The organism is Streptomyces sp. NPDC014991, assembly GCF_043080665.1.
Lineage (GTDB): Bacteria > Actinomycetota > Actinomycetes > Streptomycetales > Streptomycetaceae > Streptomyces.
Genome location: NZ_JBIBVY010000018.1, coordinates 63,268 through 80,726, shown reverse-complemented (window position 1 = coordinate 80,726; position 17,459 = coordinate 63,268). Strand labels below are relative to the sequence as shown.

At 73.8% G+C, this 17,459-nt stretch carries 18 protein-coding genes and 1 pseudogene; 7 read left to right on the top strand and 12 right to left on the bottom strand.

The window, feature by feature from the left end; all coding sequences use genetic code 11:
- Nucleotides 1-69: 69 nt before the first annotated feature.
- Nucleotides 70-900, bottom strand: a complete 831-nt coding sequence (locus tag ACF1BE_RS25625; protein WP_392201368.1) for an alpha/beta fold hydrolase — start codon at nucleotides 898-900, stop codon at nucleotides 70-72.
- A gap of 180 nt (nucleotides 901-1,080) precedes the next feature.
- Between ACF1BE_RS25625 and sigJ the strand changes: the two genes are divergently transcribed.
- Nucleotides 1,081-1,965, top strand: coding sequence for an RNA polymerase sigma factor SigJ (gene sigJ, locus ACF1BE_RS25620; protein ID WP_392201367.1), 885 nt, complete (start codon nucleotides 1,081-1,083; stop codon nucleotides 1,963-1,965).
- A 276-nt stretch (nucleotides 1,966-2,241) separates the two neighbouring features.
- Entirely contained in the window at nucleotides 2,242-3,003 is a 762-nt protein-coding gene (locus ACF1BE_RS25615; RefSeq protein WP_392201366.1) for a GntR family transcriptional regulator, read from the top strand.
- Between the two features lie 361 nt (nucleotides 3,004-3,364).
- On the opposite strand, the gene ACF1BE_RS25610 is transcribed toward ACF1BE_RS25615, so the two are convergent.
- Together ACF1BE_RS25610 and ACF1BE_RS25605 are read right to left on the bottom strand one after the other, a co-directional pair.
- Nucleotides 3,365-4,522: an ROK family transcriptional regulator gene (locus tag ACF1BE_RS25610; RefSeq protein WP_392201365.1), complete on the bottom strand. Its 1,158-nt coding sequence runs from the start codon at nucleotides 4,520-4,522 to the stop codon at nucleotides 3,365-3,367.
- 98 nt (nucleotides 4,523-4,620) lie between these two features.
- A complete protein-coding gene (locus ACF1BE_RS25605; protein ID WP_392201364.1) occupies nucleotides 4,621-5,142 on the bottom strand; it encodes a response regulator in 522 nt (173 codons plus the stop codon).
- Nucleotides 5,143-5,199: 57 nt separating this feature from the next.
- Here ACF1BE_RS25605 and ACF1BE_RS25600 point away from each other — a divergent pair.
- The 3 genes and pseudogenes from ACF1BE_RS25600 to ACF1BE_RS25590 form a co-directional block, all read left to right on the top strand.
- Nucleotides 5,200-5,361, top strand: a pseudogene (locus tag ACF1BE_RS25600) (ABC transporter ATP-binding protein); the annotation flags it as partial.
- 126 nt (nucleotides 5,362-5,487) lie between these two features.
- Nucleotides 5,488-5,682 (top strand): hypothetical protein, encoded by a 195-nt coding sequence (locus ACF1BE_RS25595; protein ID WP_392201363.1) that lies wholly within the window; start codon nucleotides 5,488-5,490, stop codon nucleotides 5,680-5,682.
- Nucleotides 5,683-5,743: 61 nt separating this feature from the next.
- Entirely contained in the window at nucleotides 5,744-6,196 is a 453-nt protein-coding gene (locus ACF1BE_RS25590; RefSeq protein ID WP_392201362.1) for a hypothetical protein, read from the top strand.
- Here the strand turns inward: ACF1BE_RS25590 and mug are convergent.
- From mug to ACF1BE_RS25545, 9 genes are all read right to left on the bottom strand, one after another.
- Nucleotides 6,157-6,720, bottom strand: a complete 564-nt coding sequence (mug, locus tag ACF1BE_RS25585) for a G/U mismatch-specific DNA glycosylase (protein ID WP_392201451.1) — start codon at nucleotides 6,718-6,720, stop codon at nucleotides 6,157-6,159. The genes ACF1BE_RS25590 and mug overlap by 40 nt on opposite strands.
- 47 nt (nucleotides 6,721-6,767) lie before the next feature.
- A complete protein-coding gene (purB, locus tag ACF1BE_RS25580) occupies nucleotides 6,768-8,210 on the bottom strand; it encodes an adenylosuccinate lyase (protein WP_392201361.1) in 1,443 nt (480 codons plus the stop codon).
- Nucleotides 8,211-8,311: 101 nt separating this feature from the next.
- Nucleotides 8,312-9,100 carry an SGNH/GDSL hydrolase family protein gene (locus ACF1BE_RS25575; RefSeq protein ID WP_392201360.1) on the bottom strand — a complete coding sequence of 263 codons (789 nt, stop codon included), beginning with the start codon at nucleotides 9,098-9,100 and terminating at the stop codon, nucleotides 8,312-8,314.
- Between the two features lie 91 nt (nucleotides 9,101-9,191).
- Complete coding sequence (locus ACF1BE_RS25570; RefSeq protein ID WP_392201359.1) at nucleotides 9,192-10,211, bottom strand: hemolysin family protein; 1,020 nt, start codon at nucleotides 10,209-10,211, stop codon at nucleotides 9,192-9,194.
- Nucleotides 10,208-11,671, bottom strand: a complete 1,464-nt coding sequence (locus ACF1BE_RS25565) for a hemolysin family protein (protein WP_392201358.1) — start codon at nucleotides 11,669-11,671, stop codon at nucleotides 10,208-10,210. The genes ACF1BE_RS25570 and ACF1BE_RS25565 overlap by 4 nt, the downstream gene beginning before the upstream one ends.
- A 151-nt stretch (nucleotides 11,672-11,822) precedes the next feature.
- Complete coding sequence (locus ACF1BE_RS25560) at nucleotides 11,823-12,248, bottom strand: GNAT family N-acetyltransferase (RefSeq protein WP_392201357.1); 426 nt, start codon at nucleotides 12,246-12,248, stop codon at nucleotides 11,823-11,825.
- A 45-nt stretch (nucleotides 12,249-12,293) separates the two neighbouring features.
- On the bottom strand, nucleotides 12,294-13,184 hold the full coding sequence (locus ACF1BE_RS25555; RefSeq protein WP_392201356.1) for an LLM class F420-dependent oxidoreductase: 891 nt from the start codon (nucleotides 13,182-13,184) through the stop codon (nucleotides 12,294-12,296).
- Between the two features lie 82 nt (nucleotides 13,185-13,266).
- Nucleotides 13,267-15,834, bottom strand: coding sequence for an ABC transporter permease (locus ACF1BE_RS25550; protein WP_392201355.1), 2,568 nt, complete (start codon nucleotides 15,832-15,834; stop codon nucleotides 13,267-13,269).
- A gap of 3 nt (nucleotides 15,835-15,837) precedes the next feature.
- Nucleotides 15,838-16,671, bottom strand: a complete 834-nt coding sequence (locus ACF1BE_RS25545) for an ABC transporter ATP-binding protein (protein ID WP_392201354.1) — start codon at nucleotides 16,669-16,671, stop codon at nucleotides 15,838-15,840.
- Nucleotides 16,672-16,789: 118 nt separating this feature from the next.
- Between ACF1BE_RS25545 and ACF1BE_RS25540 the strand changes: the two genes are divergently transcribed.
- Nucleotides 16,790-17,032 (top strand): toxin-antitoxin system HicB family antitoxin, encoded by a 243-nt coding sequence (locus ACF1BE_RS25540; RefSeq protein ID WP_392201353.1) that lies wholly within the window; start codon nucleotides 16,790-16,792, stop codon nucleotides 17,030-17,032.
- A gap of 16 nt (nucleotides 17,033-17,048) precedes the next feature.
- On the top strand, nucleotides 17,049-17,423 hold the full coding sequence (locus ACF1BE_RS25535; RefSeq protein ID WP_392201352.1) for a fic family toxin-antitoxin system, toxin component: 375 nt from the start codon (nucleotides 17,049-17,051) through the stop codon (nucleotides 17,421-17,423).
- Nucleotides 17,424-17,459: the final 36 nt, after the last annotated feature.

Here is a 17,459-nt window from a genome sequence, read left to right as displayed (position 1 = left end):
GCGGCGCGCGCGCGAACGCCGGGTGAACAACGGCCCGTTCCGGCCGGCCGCCGCTCCCCCGGTCCGGTGTCAGCGGCTGCCGTCCAGGATGACCCGGGCGATCAGCGCCGGATCGTCGTTCATCGGGCAGTGCCCGCAGCCGGGCAGCCGCACCAGCCGGGCGTGCGGGATGAGCTGCTTGGCCCGGATGCCCTGGCGGCGCAGGAGGATACGGTCCCGGGTGCCCCAGGCCACGGTGACCGGCAGGCCCGGCAGGGTGTCGGCGAACCGGACGGTGGTGCCCGCCCGCAGGGTCGCCTCGAAGCCGGCGGCTCCGACGAGCGCGAGGGTTTCGGCGACCACCGCCTCCGGGGAACGCCGGCCGGGACGGGCGTAGATGGTGCTGGTCAGTGCCGTCCGGCCGGCCGGCGTGCGCGCCAGCCGCTCCACCATCGGCAGCGGGAGCCGCTGGGCGATGCCGCGCATCGCGAGCAGCACCGTGAACGCGTACCGCCGCTCGGCCTCCGTCCAGAACCCGGCCGGCGACAGGGCGGTGACGGAGCGTACGAGCTTCTCCCGGCCCAGCTCCAGCGCGAGCAGGCCGCCCAGCGAGTTGCCGGCGACGTGCGGCCGGTCCAGCTCCAGCGCCTCGAACAGGGAGCCGAGCACGGTGTGGGTGGTGGGCAGGTCGTAGGCCAGGCCGTCGGGCAGGGCCGGTGACGCGCCGAACCCCGGCAGGTCGACGGCGATCACGTCGCGCTCGGTGGCGAGGATGTCCACGACCGGGTCCCAGGCCTGCCGGTGGTGGCCGATGCCGTGCAGCAGGACCAGCGGCTCGCCGCGGCCCACGCGCGCGTAGGACACGGTCACGTCCTTCGGGCCGTGCGGAGCGGGGACCGGGAAGGAGACGGTGGCGGACATGGGGGTGCTCCTCGTCTGGGCTGCTGACGGACGCCGTAGACAGCTTGTCAGCAATTACTACCGACGGGTAGCCCCCACGCCCTTCCCGACAGGCACCCCGGCACGCGCCCGAACCGGCCCCGCTCCCGGAGCCCATGGTTCCGGGTGGACACCGACCGGTGTGTCGGATGAGATGGGGCCGTGACCGCAGACCTCGCCACCGACGTCTTCGAAGAGCACCGTCCCTTCCTCATGGGCGTCGCCTACCGCATGCTCGGCCGCGTCGCCGACGCCGAGGACGTGGTCCAGGACGCCTGGCTGCGCTGGTACCGGGCCGACCGCACGGACGTCCGCGAACCGCGCGCCTACCTGGTGCGCGTCACCACCCGCCTGGCCATCGACCGGCTGCGGCAGGTGCAGTCGCGCGGCGAGGCGTACGTCGGGCCGTGGCTGCCGGAGCCGTACCTCACCGAGTTCGGTGACACGGCCCCGGACTCCGCCGACCGCGCCGTCCTCGCCGACACCGTGTCCCTGGCCGTCCTCGTCGTCCTGGAGTCGCTCTCGCCGCTGGAGCGGGCCGTCTTCGTGCTCAGGGAGGCGTTCGGCTACCCGTACGCCGAGATCGCCGCGCTGCTCGACCGCGGCGAGGCGGCGGTACGGCAGCTCGCCGGCCGCGCCCGCCGGCATGTGGCGGAACGGCGCCCGCGCTACGACGTCGACCCCGCCCGGCGCCGGGACCTGACCGAGCGCTTCATCGCCGCCGCGGTCGAGGGCGACCTGGAAGGACTGATGTCCCTGCTCGCCCCCGACGTCCGGCTGGTCGGCGACAGCGGCGGCAAGGCCAAGGCGCCGCTGCGGATCCTGCACACCGCCGACAAGGTCGGCCGCTTCCTCGTCGGCGTCTCGCGGTCCGGCCCGCCGGGGCTCGCCTTCCGGCTCGTGGAGAGCAACGCAGGCCCCGCCATGCTCATCCTCGCCGGCGACCGGCCCGACAGCCTGTTCCAGCTGGACATAGCCGACGGCCGGGTCGCGGCCGTGTACGTGGTCCGCAACCCGGACAAGCTGCGCTCCCTCGCCGCCCGCTGAACCGGCCCTCCGCGAGCCCCCGTCGTACGGCGGGGGCTCTGCCGTGCGGTCGTGACTCCGCCGTGCGACGCGGGTTTTGCCGCGATGTCACACCCACCGCCGTGCGCGAACGACTCGTGAACGCTCCGCGGCGGGTCCGTCACAGGTTGCCCACCGGACCGAGGATTGGTCTTGACCAAGGGTGACGGCAGCCCTATGGTCGCAGAGAAGTGCAACAACCTTTAATAAACAAGGGCGCTAAAAAGCCGCCGGACCACGGCTCTTGCGGAGGACAGGGTGGGGACCACGCAGCTGGAAACGGTGCCGGAGCCGAAGTACTGGCATCTCAAGACCGTGCTCACCGAGGCACTGGACTCCGAGTTCTCGGTCGGCGAGATCCTGCCCAACGAGCGTGATCTCGCGGCCCGCTTCGGCGTGGCCCGCGCGACGCTCCGCCAGGCCCTCGAACAGCTGGAGCTGGAGGGCCGGCTGCAACGCCGCCGCGGGGTGGGCACGACCGTCGCGCCCCCGCGCGTGGGCGTGGCCGTCGGCACCGAACAGCACACCTGGCCCGGCGCCGCCGGAGACGACTGGCAGCCCCTGGACAGCGTGCAGGCGCCGCCGCCCGCCGCCGTCGCCGCGGCCCTGGAGACAGGCCCGGACGAGGTCGTCCACACCGTCCGCCGCTCCCGCATGTCCCATGGCCAGCAGGTCGCCACCGAGCTGCTCTACATCCCGGCGGCCTCCCTGCCCGACCTCACCGCCATCGACGCCCCGTCCGGCACGGCACGCGCGCGTGCGGTGCTGCGGGAGTTGCAGCACCTGTCGCTGGAGGGGGAGGACCGGGCCGTCGAGCTGGGCTCCGCGCGCGCGGAGGACGCCAGGGAACTCGACCGGCTCCCCGGCTCGCCCGTCCTGGTCGTCACCACCCGCTTCTTCACCCAGGGCCGTACCGCCGCGCTGTCGGTCGCGACCTACCGCGCCGACACCTGCCGGCTGACCTTCGGCGAGTCGGCGGGCGTGGAGATACACCACGACCCGGAGCGGCAGGCGTCCTGACCCGGCCCGCACCCGGACCCCACCCCGGGCCCACGAACCCACACAGCCCGGGGCCACAACCCCCGCACGGCTGCGTGTAACCGCCCGCGCCGCGTCCCGGCGGCATCCGGCGCGCCAGGCGAGGACAGTCCCGCGCCCGGCGTCGTGGCGGCCCCGCCGCCCAGCCCGGCGGGCCGCGGTCGTCGGCTGCCGCACCCAGCACCACCATCACCGCGCCTGTCGTCCCGACGGCCGGGCCGCCGCACCCGGCGGGGCGCAGCGGCACGCCGGCCGGACCACCGTGCTCGCTGCCCCGCGTCACCGTATGCGTCGGCCCCGCCCTGCGCACCCGGTATCCCCGCAGCCCGCGCCCGCCCGTCGGTCAGCGGCGGGCCGTCACCGTGGCGTCCACCGCGAACAGTTGCTCCTCCACATGGTCCATGGCCAGGCGCAGCGCCCCGGTGGCGACGGCCGCCTCGCCCAACAGGGACAGCGCCACCTGGGGCGGGCGCAGACAGTAGCGGGCCAGTTCGCGGCGCAGCGGCTCCAGGACACCGTCCAGGCCGGCCGCCCAGCCGCCGATCACGACCAGTTCGGGATCGAGCGCCAGCACCAGCGCGGCCACGTCGTGCACGAGCCGCTGGATGAACCGTTCGACGGCCGCCCGCGCCCGCTGGTCGCCCTCGCGGGCCAGTGCGAACACCTCGGCGACGGCCTGCTCGTCCAGCGGGTGCAGCGGTTCGTCGGTGGTGGACAGCAGCGTCTCCGGCGTCACCTCCCGCCCCAGCAGATGCAACGCCCCGATCTCCCCGGCCGCCCCGCCGTACCCCCGGTGCAGCCGCCCGCCGATCAGCGAACCCGCCCCCGGGCTCAGCCCGGCCAGCACGAACACCACGTCGTCCGACTCGCTCGCCGCGCCCTTCCAGTGCTCGGCGACGGCCGCCGCGTTGGCGTCGTTCTCCACCAGCACCGGGCACTTGAACGACCGGCTCAGCCGCTCACCGAGCCTCAGGCCGGTCCACTGCGGCAGGGCCGTGCTCAGCCGTACCGTGCCGTCCGCGTCCACGATGCCCGGCGTGCCGACGCCCACCGCCCGCAGCGAACCGCGCGCGACGCCGGCCCGGCGCAGCAGTTCGGCGACCGTCCCGCGCAGCCGGTCGAGCCGCTCGTCCGCCGGGGCGGTCTCGTCGACGTCCTTGGCCTGCGCGCCCAGCACCCGTCCGTCCAGCGCGGACAGCACCGCGGCGACCCGGTGCGGCCCGATCTCCAGGCCCAGCAGGTGTCCCGCCTCGGCCCGGAACCGGAACCGGCGGGCGGGCCGGCCCTGCCGGCGCGCGCCGCCCTCGTCGGCCACCGTCTCCACGACGAGGCCGCCCTCGACGAGCCCCTCCACGACGCCCTCGACGGTCGGCCGGGACAGCCCGGTGACGCGGGTGATCTCGGTGAGCGTCGCGCAGTCCGTCGCCCGCAGCGCGTGCAGCACCACCGCGGAATTGATCCGTCGCAGCAGCGAAGGATCGCCGCCGGTCAGCTGCCCCACCGTCCGTCCTCCCAGCTCGCGGCCGTGTTGGCCGGATCGTACTCGGCCCGGTCCGCCCCGGCGAGTCCCCGGTTCCGCCCACGGCAGGCGCCACTCGCTCACCCCGGCTCCACGAAGTCCGACTCGTAGGCCGCGATCACCGCCCGGGTGCGGTCGCGCGCTGCCGGCTCGGCCAGGACGGCACTCACATGTGACTTCACCGTCTCGGTGCCGACGAACAGCCGGGCGGTGATCTCCGCGTCCGACGGTCCCCGCGCCGTCAGCCGCAGCACCTCCGCCTCCCGCTCGGCCGGCCGGGCCCGCTCCAGCAGGAACCCGTCGGCGCCCGCGCGGAGCGCTTCGTACGCGTACTCGTCGTCCTCGAACGTGGTCACCACGAGGATCTTCGGCGGTTCGGCCACCGTGCGCAGTACCGCGCGCGTGGCCTCGGTCCCGTCCGGCAGCGGCATCCGTACGTACGTGGCGACCACGTCCGGCCGCGGTTGCCGGTCCAGCGGGACGACCGCCGCGCCGTCGGCCGCCTCACCCACCACCTCGAAGTCGGGCTGCGCCGTCAACTCGGCCCGCAGACCCGCACGGACCAGGGGTTCGTCGTCGACGAGGAGTACGGTGACCGGCACCCGGCCAGCGTAGATCAGCCGAACGGCAGCTCCGCGCGCACCTGCCGGTCCCCTCGGACCGTGCGGCACGCGCGCGTGGACGACCTCGGCCGGCTGATGTCCGGGGCGGGCGTGCCCGTCCTCGAACTCGCCGCCCGGAAGGCCGTCCTGGAGGAGGCCTGCCCCGATCTGACCGCGGCCGGCGCCGAGTTCACCGCACCACCGCAGGAGGCGGCCTGACCGGCCGACGCCGACGACTCCGACCCGCTGTACTGGGTCTTCGGCATCAGCTTCGGGCAGATCGCCGCGGCCGCCCTCGGTACGACGGCCGTCTCGGCGGAGTTCCGCGGCGGCGCGCCGCGGCTGATGCCGAGCCCGTTCCCGCTGGTCGTGTTGTTCGTCGTCGGCGACCTGTCCGGCGGCGTCGCCGGCCTGCCCCCCGACCGGGCCGGCCAAGTGGCCCTGCACAGCGCCTGGGACGGCGCCCTCGGCCCGTGGAGCGGGCTCACGGCGACGGCCCTGGTGGCGGGCGGATGGAGCCTGCGGCGCCGGGACGCCTGACGGCGGGCGGCTACACCTGACAGACCGCCAATTGTCAGTGGTGCCCGCTTTACTGGACGGCATGGACATCGCGACGTGTCTGAACCTCATCGACGTGCTGTGCGCCCGGGAGTTCCCGGCGGCGCGCGGCAGGACGGAGCACGGCGAGAGCGGGCCCGGCTACCACATAGCCGCCTTGAGGACGAGCGGGGACCTCCTCGGCGGAGGGGACGGCGACGGCAGCGAGCGGGAGGAGACGGAGGCGCAGTACGAGGCCGACCGGGACGGTCTCGCCGAGCGGCTCGGCGAGCGCTGGGGACAGCCGCAGCACCTCAGCCTGTACAGCGTGTTCGATCGGACCGTGGCGGGCGAGGACATCGCCGAGCCGTGGGCCGGCCTGAGCGGACACGTCCCGGACGTCCAGCTGTGGCGGGCCCCGAGGGCGGACCGCTGGGTCGCCCTCGGGGTGTCCCGCTGGGACAGGGAACTGCCCTGTCAGCTGCTAGGGATAGTGACGGAGGCCGACCCGCCGTGACCGTCCGCGTCCGCCGCCTCCCGCAGCCGGGCGAACTCCTCCGCCATCGTGGCCGCCGTCCAGTGCGCGTTCAGCCCGCTGGGGTTGGGCAGCACCCACACCCGGGTGCCGCCGATCGTCCGCTCCTGCGGGCCCACCCGGGCCGTACGGTCACCGAAGGCGGACCGGTACGCGGTCACTCCGACGACGGCCAGCCACCTCGGCCTCAGCCGTGTCACCTTCTCGGTCAGCAGCCGTCCGCCCTCGGCGTACTCCTCGGCGGTCAGCTCGTCCGCCCGGGCGGACGCCCGCGCCACCATGTTGGTGATGCCGAGTCCGTACGACAGCAGCTCCCGCTGCTCGGCCGGCTTCAGCAGCCGGGGGGTGAACCCCGACAGGTGCAGCACCGGCCAGAACCGGTTGCCGGGCCGGGCGAAGTGGTGGCCGGTCGCAGCCGTCATCAGACCCGGGTTTATGCCGCAGAACAGCACCCGCAGACCGTCCGCGACCAGGTCCGGGACGAGACGGTCGCGGGCGGCCTCCAGTTCCGCCTGGGTGAAGCGGGGAGCGCGCGACGGGCGGGGTGCGGGGGTCAGAGGATCGCTCCGGGGGTGTATCCGGCGGCCTCCGGGTGCCGCTCGACGATCTCCTCGATCCGGCCGGCGACCAGAGCGACCTGGTCGGCGGCGGCACCGGTGAAGGACAGCTTGTCGGCCATCAGCGCGGCCAGCTGCTCGCGGTCGAGCGGCAGCCGCTCGTCCGCGGCGAGCTTGTCCAGCAGGTCGTTGCGCTCGGCGCCCTGCTCGCGCATGGCGAGCGCGGTGGCCACGGCGTTCTCCTTGATCGCCTCGTGCGCCACCTCGCGGCCGACACCGGCCCGCACCGCGCCCATGAGCACCTTGGTGGTGGCCAGGAACGGCAGGTAGCGGTCCAGCTCACGGCCGACGACGGCCGGGAAGGCGCCGAACTCGTCGAGGACGGTCAGGAAGGTCTCCAGCAGGCCGTCCAACGCGAAGAAGGCGTCCGGCAGCGCGACCCGGCGCACCACCGAGCAGGACACGTCGCCCTCGTTCCACTGGTCGCCCGCCAGCTCGCCCGTCATGGAGGCGTAGCCGCGCAGGACGACCATCAGGCCGTTGACGCGTTCGCAGGAGCGGGTGTTCATCTTGTGCGGCATCGCCGAGGAGCCGACCTGGCCCGGCTTGAAGCCCTCGGTGACCAGCTCGTGCCCGGCCATCAGCCGCACCGTCTTGGCCAGCGACGACGGCGCCGCCGCCAGCTGCACCAGCGCGGTGACCACCTCGTAGTCCAGCGAGCGCGGGTAGACCTGGCCGACCGAGGTGAAGGCCTGCGAGAAACCGAGGTGCCGGGCGATGCGGGTCTCCAGCTCGGCGAGCTTGCCGGCGTCGCCGCCCAGCAGGTCCAGCATGTCCTGCGCGGTGCCGACCGGCCCCTTGATGCCGCGCAGCGGGTAGCGGGCCAGCAGCTCCTCCACGCGCCCGTGGGCCACGAGCAGCTCGTCGGCCGCGGTCGCGAAACGCTTGCCCAGGGTCGTGGCCTGCGCGGCGACGTTGTGCGAGCGGCCGGCCACGACCAGCTCGGCGTACTCACCGGCCAGCTTGCCGAGGCGCGCCAGCACGGCCACCGTACGGTCGCGCATCAGCTCCAGCGAGAGCCGGATCTGCAGCTGCTCGACGTTCTCGGTGAGGTCGCGGGAGGTCATGCCCTTGTGCACGTGCTCGTGCCCGGCGAGGTCGTTGAACTCCTCGATCCGCGCCTTCACGTCGTGCCGGGTGACCTTCTCGCGCTCGGCGATCGAGGCCAGGTCGACGGTGTCGAGGACGCGCTCGTAGTCGGCGATCGCCTCTTCCGGCACCTCGATGCCGAGGTCCTTCTGGGCCCGCAGCACGGCGAGCCAGAGCTGCCGCTCCAGTCTCACCTTCTGCTCGGGGGACCAGAGCGTGGCGAGCTGGGCGGAGGCGTAGCGTCCGGCGAGGACGTTCGGGATGCGGGGCTTGGCGGGCGCAGAAGTCACGTGACCAGAGTCTACTGGCGGTTCGTGCAGGCCAGCGCCACGGGGGTGTTCGGCGGAAGCTACGAGACCCGCGTCACGTCCTGGAGAGCGACGGCAGGAAGCTACGCCTGTGCCTCGTACGGCAGCAGCTCCGGGCGCTTGGGCGGGCGGCCGTCCCCCGACGAGCGGCCGGTCAGGCGGCGGCCTATCCACGGGAGCAGATGCTGCCGGGCGAAGCGGGCGTCGGCGACCCGGCGGGACACCCAGCCGGGCGGGAGCGTCTGCGCCATCGGCACATGCCACTCGGCGTCCTCCGCCTCGTGGCCGAGCGTCTGCCACACCGCCTCGGCGACCCGGCGGTGGCCCTCCGCCGTCAGGTGCAGCCGGTCCACGTCCCACATCCGCGGGTCGGCCAGCGCGGGCGCCCCGTACAGGTCGACCACCCGGGCGCCGTGCTTGTCCGCCAGCTCCTCCACACAGGCGAACAGTTCCTCCATGCGCGGCCGGAACCGTTCCAGCACCGGGCCCTGGCGACCGGGGCTGCGCATCAGCACCAGCTGCTCGCAGGAGGGCGCCAGTCGTTCCACGGCCTCGGTGAGCAGATCCCGGACCCGGTTCATGTCGCACTTGGGGCGCAGGGTGTCGTTGAGCCCGCCGACCAGGGTGATGACGTCGGGCTTCATGGCCGCCGCCAGGGGCACCTGCTCGGCGACGATCTGCCCGATCAGCTTCCCCCGTACGGCGAGGTTGGCATACCGGAACCCGGGGGTGCGGGCGGCCATCCGCGCGGCGAGCAGGTCGGCCCAGCCCCGGTAGGAGCCGTCGGGCAGCAGGTCCGACATGCCCTCGGTGAACGAGTCACCGACGGCGACCAGACTGGTACAGGGGCGAGGAGCGGGATTCGTCTGCATGGCGAGGCGATGCTATCCCGGCCCCATACCTGCCGGTCGGTCGGGTCCGTCCCAGCCGCCCCGGGGCCCCGCCCCTGGCGCGGGGCCGGGGTCAGGTCTGGGCGGGCTGGCCGAACAGCTGGCGCAGTACGTCCTCCATGGTCACCAGGCCGGCCAGCCGGCCGTCGTCGCCGAGTACGGCCGCGACGTGCGTGCGGCTGCGCCGCATCGCGGTGAGCACGTCGTCCAGCGGCGTCCGCTCCCGTACGCGCGCGATGGACCGCATGTCGCTCAGCCGGAACGGCAGGTCCCGCGGTGTCGTGTCCAGCGCGTCCTTCACATGCAGGTAGCCCACGATGCGGCGGCCCGCGTCGACCACCGGGAAGCGGGAGAAGCCCGACTCGGCCGACAGCCGCTCCAACTGCTCCGGGGTGACGCCCACGCGCGCGTAGACGACGCGTGCCAGCGGTACCACCACGTCCCGTACCGGGCGGCTGCCCAGCTCCAGTGCGTCGTGCAGGCGTTCCTGCGCCCGGTAGTCGATCAGGCCCGCCTCGCTGGCGTCCTTCACGATCTCCGCCAGTTCGGAGTCGGTGAAGGTCGCCGCGACCTCGCCCCTCGCCTCCACCCGGAGCAGTTTCAGCAGACCGTTGGCGAAGGCGTTGACCGTGAAGATCACCGGACGGAGTGCCCGGGACAGCGCGACCAGGGGAGGACCGAGAACCAGCGCGCTGCGCACCGGTTCGGCGAGCGCGATGTTCTTGGGCACCATCTCGCCGAGCAACATGTGCAGGTAGGTCGCGAGGGCCAGCGCGATGACGAAGGACACGGCGTGACCGACGCCCGTCGGCACGCCGGCCGCGTGGAACACCGGCTCCAGCAGATGCGCGATCGCCGGCTCGGCGACCACACCGAGCACCAGTGTGCACAGCGTGATGCCGAGCTGGGTGGCGGCCAGCAGGGCCGACACGTGCTCCAGACCCCACAGCACGCTCCGCGCCCGCCGGTCGCCCTCCTGGGCGAGCGGCTCGACCTGTGAGCGGCGCACGGAGATGAGCGCGAACTCGGCGCCGACGAAGAAGGCGTTGACGACGAGGGTCGCCAGGCCGATCAGCAGTTGCAGCGCGGTCATCGGGTCCCCTCCGGCCTGTCGTCGGTCCGTCCGCCGACCCTCTTCTCGGTCCGCCCGCCGGCCCTCTCGCCTGCTCGTGCGTCGGCCCCTGCGTCGTTTCGCGCGTCGGCCCGCGCGCCCGCTCTCCCACCGGCGCTCCCGGCGGCGCTCTCGTCGTCCAGAGGTGCGTGCAGCAGCACCCTGGCGGCCCGGCGGCCGGAGGCGTCGGCCACGTCCAGCCGCCAGCCGGCGACGTGCACGCTGTCACCGGTCGCGGGTATCCGGCCCAGCTCGGTGGCGACCAGGCCGGCCAGCGTCTCGTACGGCCCCTCCGGCAGCCGCAGTCCCACGCGCGCGAGCTGGTCGGCGCGGGCGGCACCGTCGACCAGGTACAGGGCCCGGCCCTCGTCGTCGGCGCCGGCGGGGACGAGACCGGACGTCTCGTGCGGGTCGTGCTCGTCCCGTACCTCGCCGACGACCTCCTCGACGATGTCCTCCAGCGTCGCCACACCGGCCGTGCCGCCGTACTCGTCGATGACGACGGCCATGGTGCGCCGGCCGCCGAGCCGGTCCAGCAGCCGGTCGACGGTCAGGGACTCGGGCACCAGCAGCGGCTCGCGCATCACCTGGGCGACCGTGCGGTGCCGCCGCTGGTCCGCGGGGACGGCCAGCACGTCCTTGATGTGGGCGGTGCCGACGACGGAGTCCAGGCCGCCCCGGTAGACCGGGAACCGGGACAGGCCGGTGGCCCGGGTCGCGTTCGCCACGTCCTCGCAGGTCGCCTGGAGTTCCAGGGCGATGACCTGGACGCGCGGTGTCATCACGTTCTCCGCGGTCAGGTCGGCCAGGTTCAGTGTGCGGACGAACAGCTCGGCCGTGTCCGCCTCCAGGAAGCCCTCCTTGGCGGAGTGCCGGGCGAGGGCGGCCAGCTCCTGCGGCCCGCGTGCGGAGGCCAGCTCCTCGGCGGGCTCGACGCCGAACCGCCGTACGAGATGGTTCGCGGTGTTGTTCAAGTGGGTGATGAAGGGCCGGAAGGCCGCGCTGAACCAGCGCTGTGCGTTCCCCACGCGCAGCACCACGGCCAGGGGTGAGGAGATCGCCCAGTTCTTCGGCACCAGCTCGCCGACGACCATCAGGAACACCGTGGACAGGGCCGTGCCCAGCACCAGAGCCGCGGAACTCGCCGCGCCGGCGGACAGGCCCATCGCCCGGAACGGGCCGGCGAGCAGCTTGGCGATGGACGGCTCGGCGAGCATGCCGACCACCAGGTTGGTGACGGTGATGCCGAGCTGGGCACCGGAGAGCTGGAAGGTCAGGTTCCGTACGGCCTTCAGGGCGCCCGCGGCGCCGCGCTCGCCGCGGGCGGCGGCCCGCTCCAGCTCGCCCCGTTCGACCGTGGTCAGCGAGAACTCCGCCGCCACGAAGGCGCCACAGGCGACCGACAGCGCGATCGCCACCAGTAGGAGGAGCACTTCGGTCATCGGGTCACCCCCGTCCCATGGTCGGACAGGGCAGGGGAGGACGCGCGGTGTCGCGCACGGGGAGGGTCGCCCATGGGCGGACGCTCACAACCTTTCATAGAGGGCCGAGTGCTCCCTCCAGGGTAAAGGATGGGCAAAAAAGCGTCGGGGGTCAGTGGACGAGCGGCTTCACCCAGCGCCGCCACCGTTCCTCCGGCCCGTATCCGGCTGCCTGCCAGGCGTGCTGCGCGGTCTCGTTGCGTACCAGCACCATGGCGTCCGCGCGACGGCCGCCGAGCCGTACGAAGCGCTCCTCGGCGGCGGCCAGCAGCGCCGAGCCGATGCCCTGCCGCCGCCACCGCGGGTGCACCGCGAGCCGGTACAGATGGCACCGCCAGCCGTCGAAACCGGCGATCACCGTGCCGACCAGCTCTCCGTCCAGCTCGGCGACGAGGAGTGCCCCGGGGTCGCGGCCGACCAGCCGCTCCACGCCGGCGGGGTCGTCGCTGATGCTCGTACCCTCGGCGGCCGTCCTCCAGAAGGCCAGGACGGAGCCGAGGTCGTCGGGCGAGGCGGCGCGTATACGCGGATCGTTCATACGATCATCGTGAGCGTCACCGAACGCGCGGCACCGGGGTTTCCATCATGCGGACTCCTCCTCGCGCAGCCGGGCCAGCACCGGTGCGAACGCCTCCATGCCCGGTTCCAGGACGGTCACGTACGAGAAGCCGAACCGCTCACGCTGCGCCCGCACCTTCGCGACCACGTCCTCCAGCGGACCGGCCAGCACGACGGGCAGGGCCAGTGCGTCGTCGAGACTCAGCCCGGGCCGCCGCTCCAGCAGTGGCCTCAGCGCGGGTTCGGGGTCGTCGGTGACGGCCACCTGCTGGACCAGCAGGTTCAGCTCGGCGGGCGCCGGGCGGTCCGCGGCCAGTTCGAGGTAGCGGGCCACGCGCTCGTCCAGCTCACCGGCGCCGAGCGGTACCGGCGCGCCGGGCGTCTTCCCGGGCCGGGCTCCGGTGAAGGCCGCGATGTCGGCGTGCTCGGCGGTCAGACGCAGCATCCGGTCGCCGTTGGCGCCGATCAGCACCGGCACCCGGGACCGGGCGGGCCGTGGCTGGTGCTCCGGGGAGCCGAGCAGTCGCCGCAGCTCCTCCACGGTGTGCCGCAGGTGGTCCACCCGTTCGCGCGGCGAACCGTAAGGCAGCCCGGCCGCCTCGTGCTCCGCCTGCACATATCCGGTACCGAGGCCGAGTTCGAGCCGGCCGCCGGTCAGCGCGTCCGTGGTCGCCACCTCGCGGGCCAGCAACGCCGGGTTCCAGAAGCCGGCGTTCAGCACGAACGTGCCGAGCCGGGGCCGCACGGTCGCCTCGGCCGCCGCCACCAGGGCCGGGAACGGGGCGGTCATGCCGAGGTGGTCCGGGACGAGGATCACGTCGTACCCCAGCTCCTCGGCCCGCCGGCACTTGGCGCGCCACTCGGCGGCGGGCGCGGGCGTGAGCAGGTTGACTCCGAACCGGAACGGGCGCGGCATGAACTCTCCTCAGCGGAAGACGACTCGAGCCGGGCACGATTCCATCACGTACACGCGGAAGTGATCAGTCGAGGTCACCTGATCATTCGTGGGCGATCGCCGCCAGCACGTTCATCCGCGACGCCCGCAACGCCGGCAGCAGGGCCGCCACGACCCCCACCACCGCCGAGCCGACCACGACCGTGACGATCGTGCCCCAGGGGATCGCCAGCGCCGTCAGCCCGCGCAGCGCCAGCACCTGCTGCATGCACACGCCCCACACGAGCCCCAGCGTCAGCCCCAGGACCGCGCCGAACACCGCGATGACCACCGACTCCAGCCGGATCATCCGGCGCAGCTGCCGCCGGCCCAGCCCGATCGCCCGCAACAGTCCGATCTCCCGGGTCCGCTCCACCACCGACAGGGCGAGGGTGTTCACCACGCCGAGCACGGCGATGACGATCGCCAGTCCCAGCAGCGCGTACACGAGGTACAGCAGCACGGCGATCTGGTCGTGCACCAGCTCCTTGTAGTCGGCCTGGTTACGCACCTGCACCTGCGGGAACGTCCTGAGTGCCCGCTCCAGCCGGGGCCGCAGGTCCGCCGGCTTCGTACCGGGGGCCGCGTTCACGTAGAGCGCGGAGTCCTGCCCGTTCGGCAGGTACGTCCGCAGCGTTCCCAGGCCGAAGAAGACGCCGCCCTGGGTGCCGAAGGACTCGGCCGACTGCTGGTCGGTCAGCGCGCCGACGGTCAGCTCCGCCCGGCGCCCGCCCGGGAACTCCACCGGCAGCACACCGCCGACCCGCACGCCGTGGTCCCGGGCGTAGTCGGCGTCCATCGCGAGGTGCCCGTCGGCCAGGGCCGCCGCCGAACCGCCCCGCGCGTAGGTGACATGCGCGACGTCGTCCAGGCCGGGGCCGTACCCGGCGGCGGTCGTCTTCACCCGCTCGCCGTCCGGCAGCCGTACGGCGACGGGGGTGAGCCGCTGGGCCACGACCAGCCCGACACCCGGCGTCGCGGCCACCCGGTTCCCGATCGCCCCGGTGAACGGAGTGAAGTTGCCGTTCTGGACGACGAAATCGGCGCCCAGGGTCCGGTCGATCTGCCGGTCGAAGGACGCCGACATCGAGGCGCTCGCCACCGACATCCCGCCGACCAGGGCCAAGCCCACCATGAGGGCCGCGGCCGTGGCACCGGTACGGCGCGGATTGCGCAGCGCGTTGCGCTGGCTCATCCGGCCGACCGGGCCGAACAGCGCGGGGAAGGCCGAGCCCAGCACCCGGATCACCGGCCGCACCAGCAGCGGCCCGGCGACCACCGTCGCGACGAGGGTAAGCACCACACCGAGTCCCAGCAGGGCGGCCGCCTGCGCGGTCCGCGTGGCCGCCGCGCACCCGGCCAGCGCCGCCGCGCCGGCCGCGCCGACCACCGCCCCGGCGATCGCCCGGCCCCGCAACGGCCTGCCCACGCCGGCGACCTCGGCATCCGCGAGCGCCGCCATCGGCGAGACGGCCGCGGCGCGCCGCGCCGGCAGATAGGCGGCCACGAAGGTCACGCCCAGACCGACCACGTAGGCGACGACGGGCGTACCCCAGCCGATCACCATCTCGGTGCTCCTCAGGTTCATCCCGACCGCGCTGATCAGCCGGAACAGCCCGAACGCCAGTCCGATCCCGGCGGCGAGACCGAGCGTCGAGCCGAACAGCCCCAGCAGCAGTGCCTCGGTGAGCACCGAGCGCCGCACCTGCCGCCGGTCCGCGCCCAGCGCCCGCAGGAGCCCCAGTTCGCGGGTGCGCTGCGCGATCAGCATGGAGAACGTGTTGACGATCAGGAACACGCCGACGAGCAGGGCGACACCGGCGAACCCCAGCATCACGTACTTGATCACGTCGAGGAAGGTGCCGAGGTCCGCCGCGGCCGATCTGGCCTGCTCACCGGCGGTCCTCAGCGCGTACGTCCTGGTGCCGATCGCCGCACCGACCCGCCGTGCGAGGTCCGCGTCGGACACGCCCTCGGCAGCGTCCACCGAGATACCGGTCGCCCGCGCGGACGAGCCGAGCAGTTCCCGGCCCGCCACCGCGGGGTCCAGGTAGACCCGCGCCGCGCCCGGATTGGTCGTGGTGAAGGTGGCGACGCCGACGACCCGGACCCGGAAGGTCCCCGGCTGCGCCTGCACCGTCAGCGTGTCCCCGATCCGCACGTGCCGCCGGCCGGCCGTGTCCGCGTCCAGCAGCGCCTCCCCGGCCCCGCGCGGCGCATGGCCGGAGGTCAGCCGCACCGGGCTGCGGCCGGTCGCGTACCAGGCGCCGGCCACGGTGGGCGCGCCGGTGGTCGGGCCGACGGACCTGTCGTGGCGGTCGACCACCACGACGTTCTGCACCGACACGTCCGCGCGGGCCGCCGCGACACCGGCGACCCTCGCCACCCGGTCCCGCAGCGCGGCCGGCACGGTCTGCACCGCCCCGCTCGCCCGGGCCGACCGCAGGTCCCCCCTCGGCTGGACCGTCACATCGGTGGCGGTGGAGGCGAACAGCCGGTCGAACGTGCGGGTGACGGTGTCCGAGAAGATCAGACTGCCCGCGACGAACGCCACGGACAGGACCACCGCCAGCGCGGACAGCGCCAGCCGCCCCTTGTGCGCGAGGAAGCTCCGCAGAGTCGCCCTGAGCACCGGTCAGCCCTCCGTGGCCGTGCCGCCGGCGCCGGACCGGCCCGTGGCCCCGCAGGAGTCGGCGGCCCGCGGACCTCCCGTGGACAGGACGCGCATCCGCTCCAGCACGTTCTCCGCCGTCGGCCGGGCCATCTGGTCCACGATCCGCCCGTCGGCGAGGAAGAGCACGAGATCGGCGCGGGCGGCGGCGCCCGGGTCATGGGTGACCATGACGACCGTCTGCCCGAGGTCGTCCACGGCGCCGCGCAGGAAGCCCAGTACCTCCCGGCCGGCCTGCGAGTCCAGGTTGCCGGTCGGCTCGTCGGCGAAGATCAGCTCGGGTCGCGAGGCCAGCGCCCGCGCGCACGCGACCCGCTGCTGCTGACCGCCCGACAGCTCCGCCGGCCGGTGCGTGAGACGGTCCCGCAGCCCGAGGGTGTCGATGACCTGGTCCAGCCACCGCGCGTCGGGCTCACGGCCCGCGATGTCCATCGGCAGGGTGATGTTCTCGGCGGCGGTCAGCGTGGGGATGAGGTTGAAGGACTGGAACATGAACCCGATCCGGTCCCGGCGCAGCCGGGTCAGCTCCCGCTCCTTCAGCCCCGTGATCTCGGTGGCGCCCAGCCACACCCGGCCGGCCGAGACGGTGTCGAGGCCGGCGAGGCAGTGCATCAGCGTGGACTTCCCGGAGCCCGAGGGGCCCATCACGGCGGTGAAGCGGCCCCGCGCGATGTCCACGTCCACCGCGTCCAGGGCGAGCACGGCCGTCTCGCCGGAGCCGTAGACCTTGGTCAGCCCCCGGGCGCGGGCCGCGACCCCGCCGTCCGGGGCGGCGTGCTGCGCAGCAGGTGTCGACACGAGCGCCTCCCGGTCGCCGAACCGTCCGTTCCGGGCGAGCGTAAGGGACTCGCCGGGCCGGCGCAGCGCTTCCGTGCGCCCCTTGCCGGCGCTAGCGTCCCGGCGCTAGCGTCGAGGGATGGCGAAGACCCAGCTGAACGTGCGCGTGGACGAGGGCACCGCCCGCGCGGCCCGTGAGCGCGCCCTGGCCCGCGGCATGAGCGTGAACCGCTACATCGAAGAGCTGGTCAGACAGGACACCGGCGAGGCCGGCCGTACGTTCGTGGAGGCCGCCGCCGACTTCATGAGGCAGTACGAGTCCGCGTTCGCCGAGGAGTGCGCCGAACCCCGCGGCACCGGCACCCGCGAAGACCGCGACTGATCCTGGCGCCGATCCCTTGAACGATCTCCGCATCGACCTGGCCTGGCTCCTCATGCTCGCCGAACGGCAGACCCCCGGGGACCCGCAGGTCACCGACTGGGGCGCCCTCGTCGCCGCCGTCGCCCGGCACCGGGCCGAGATATTCGGCATACCGGTCTACGACACCCCGCACGCGCGGGCCGCGTCGCTGCTCCAGCTGCTCATCCACGTCCCGGCCCTGGAGCGGTCCAACGCCCTGTTCGCCTCGGCGGTCGCCTACGGCTACCTGGTGGCCAGCGGGGTCAAGGTCGTCACCACACCCGAGCAGGTAAGAGACCTCGCCCGGCTGGTCAAGGACGGCACGGCGAGCGTCGACGACATCGCGCGGCAACTCCGCCGCTGGAGCGGCTGACCGGCCCACGGCGCGGGCGGCTCGGTCAGGGGGCAC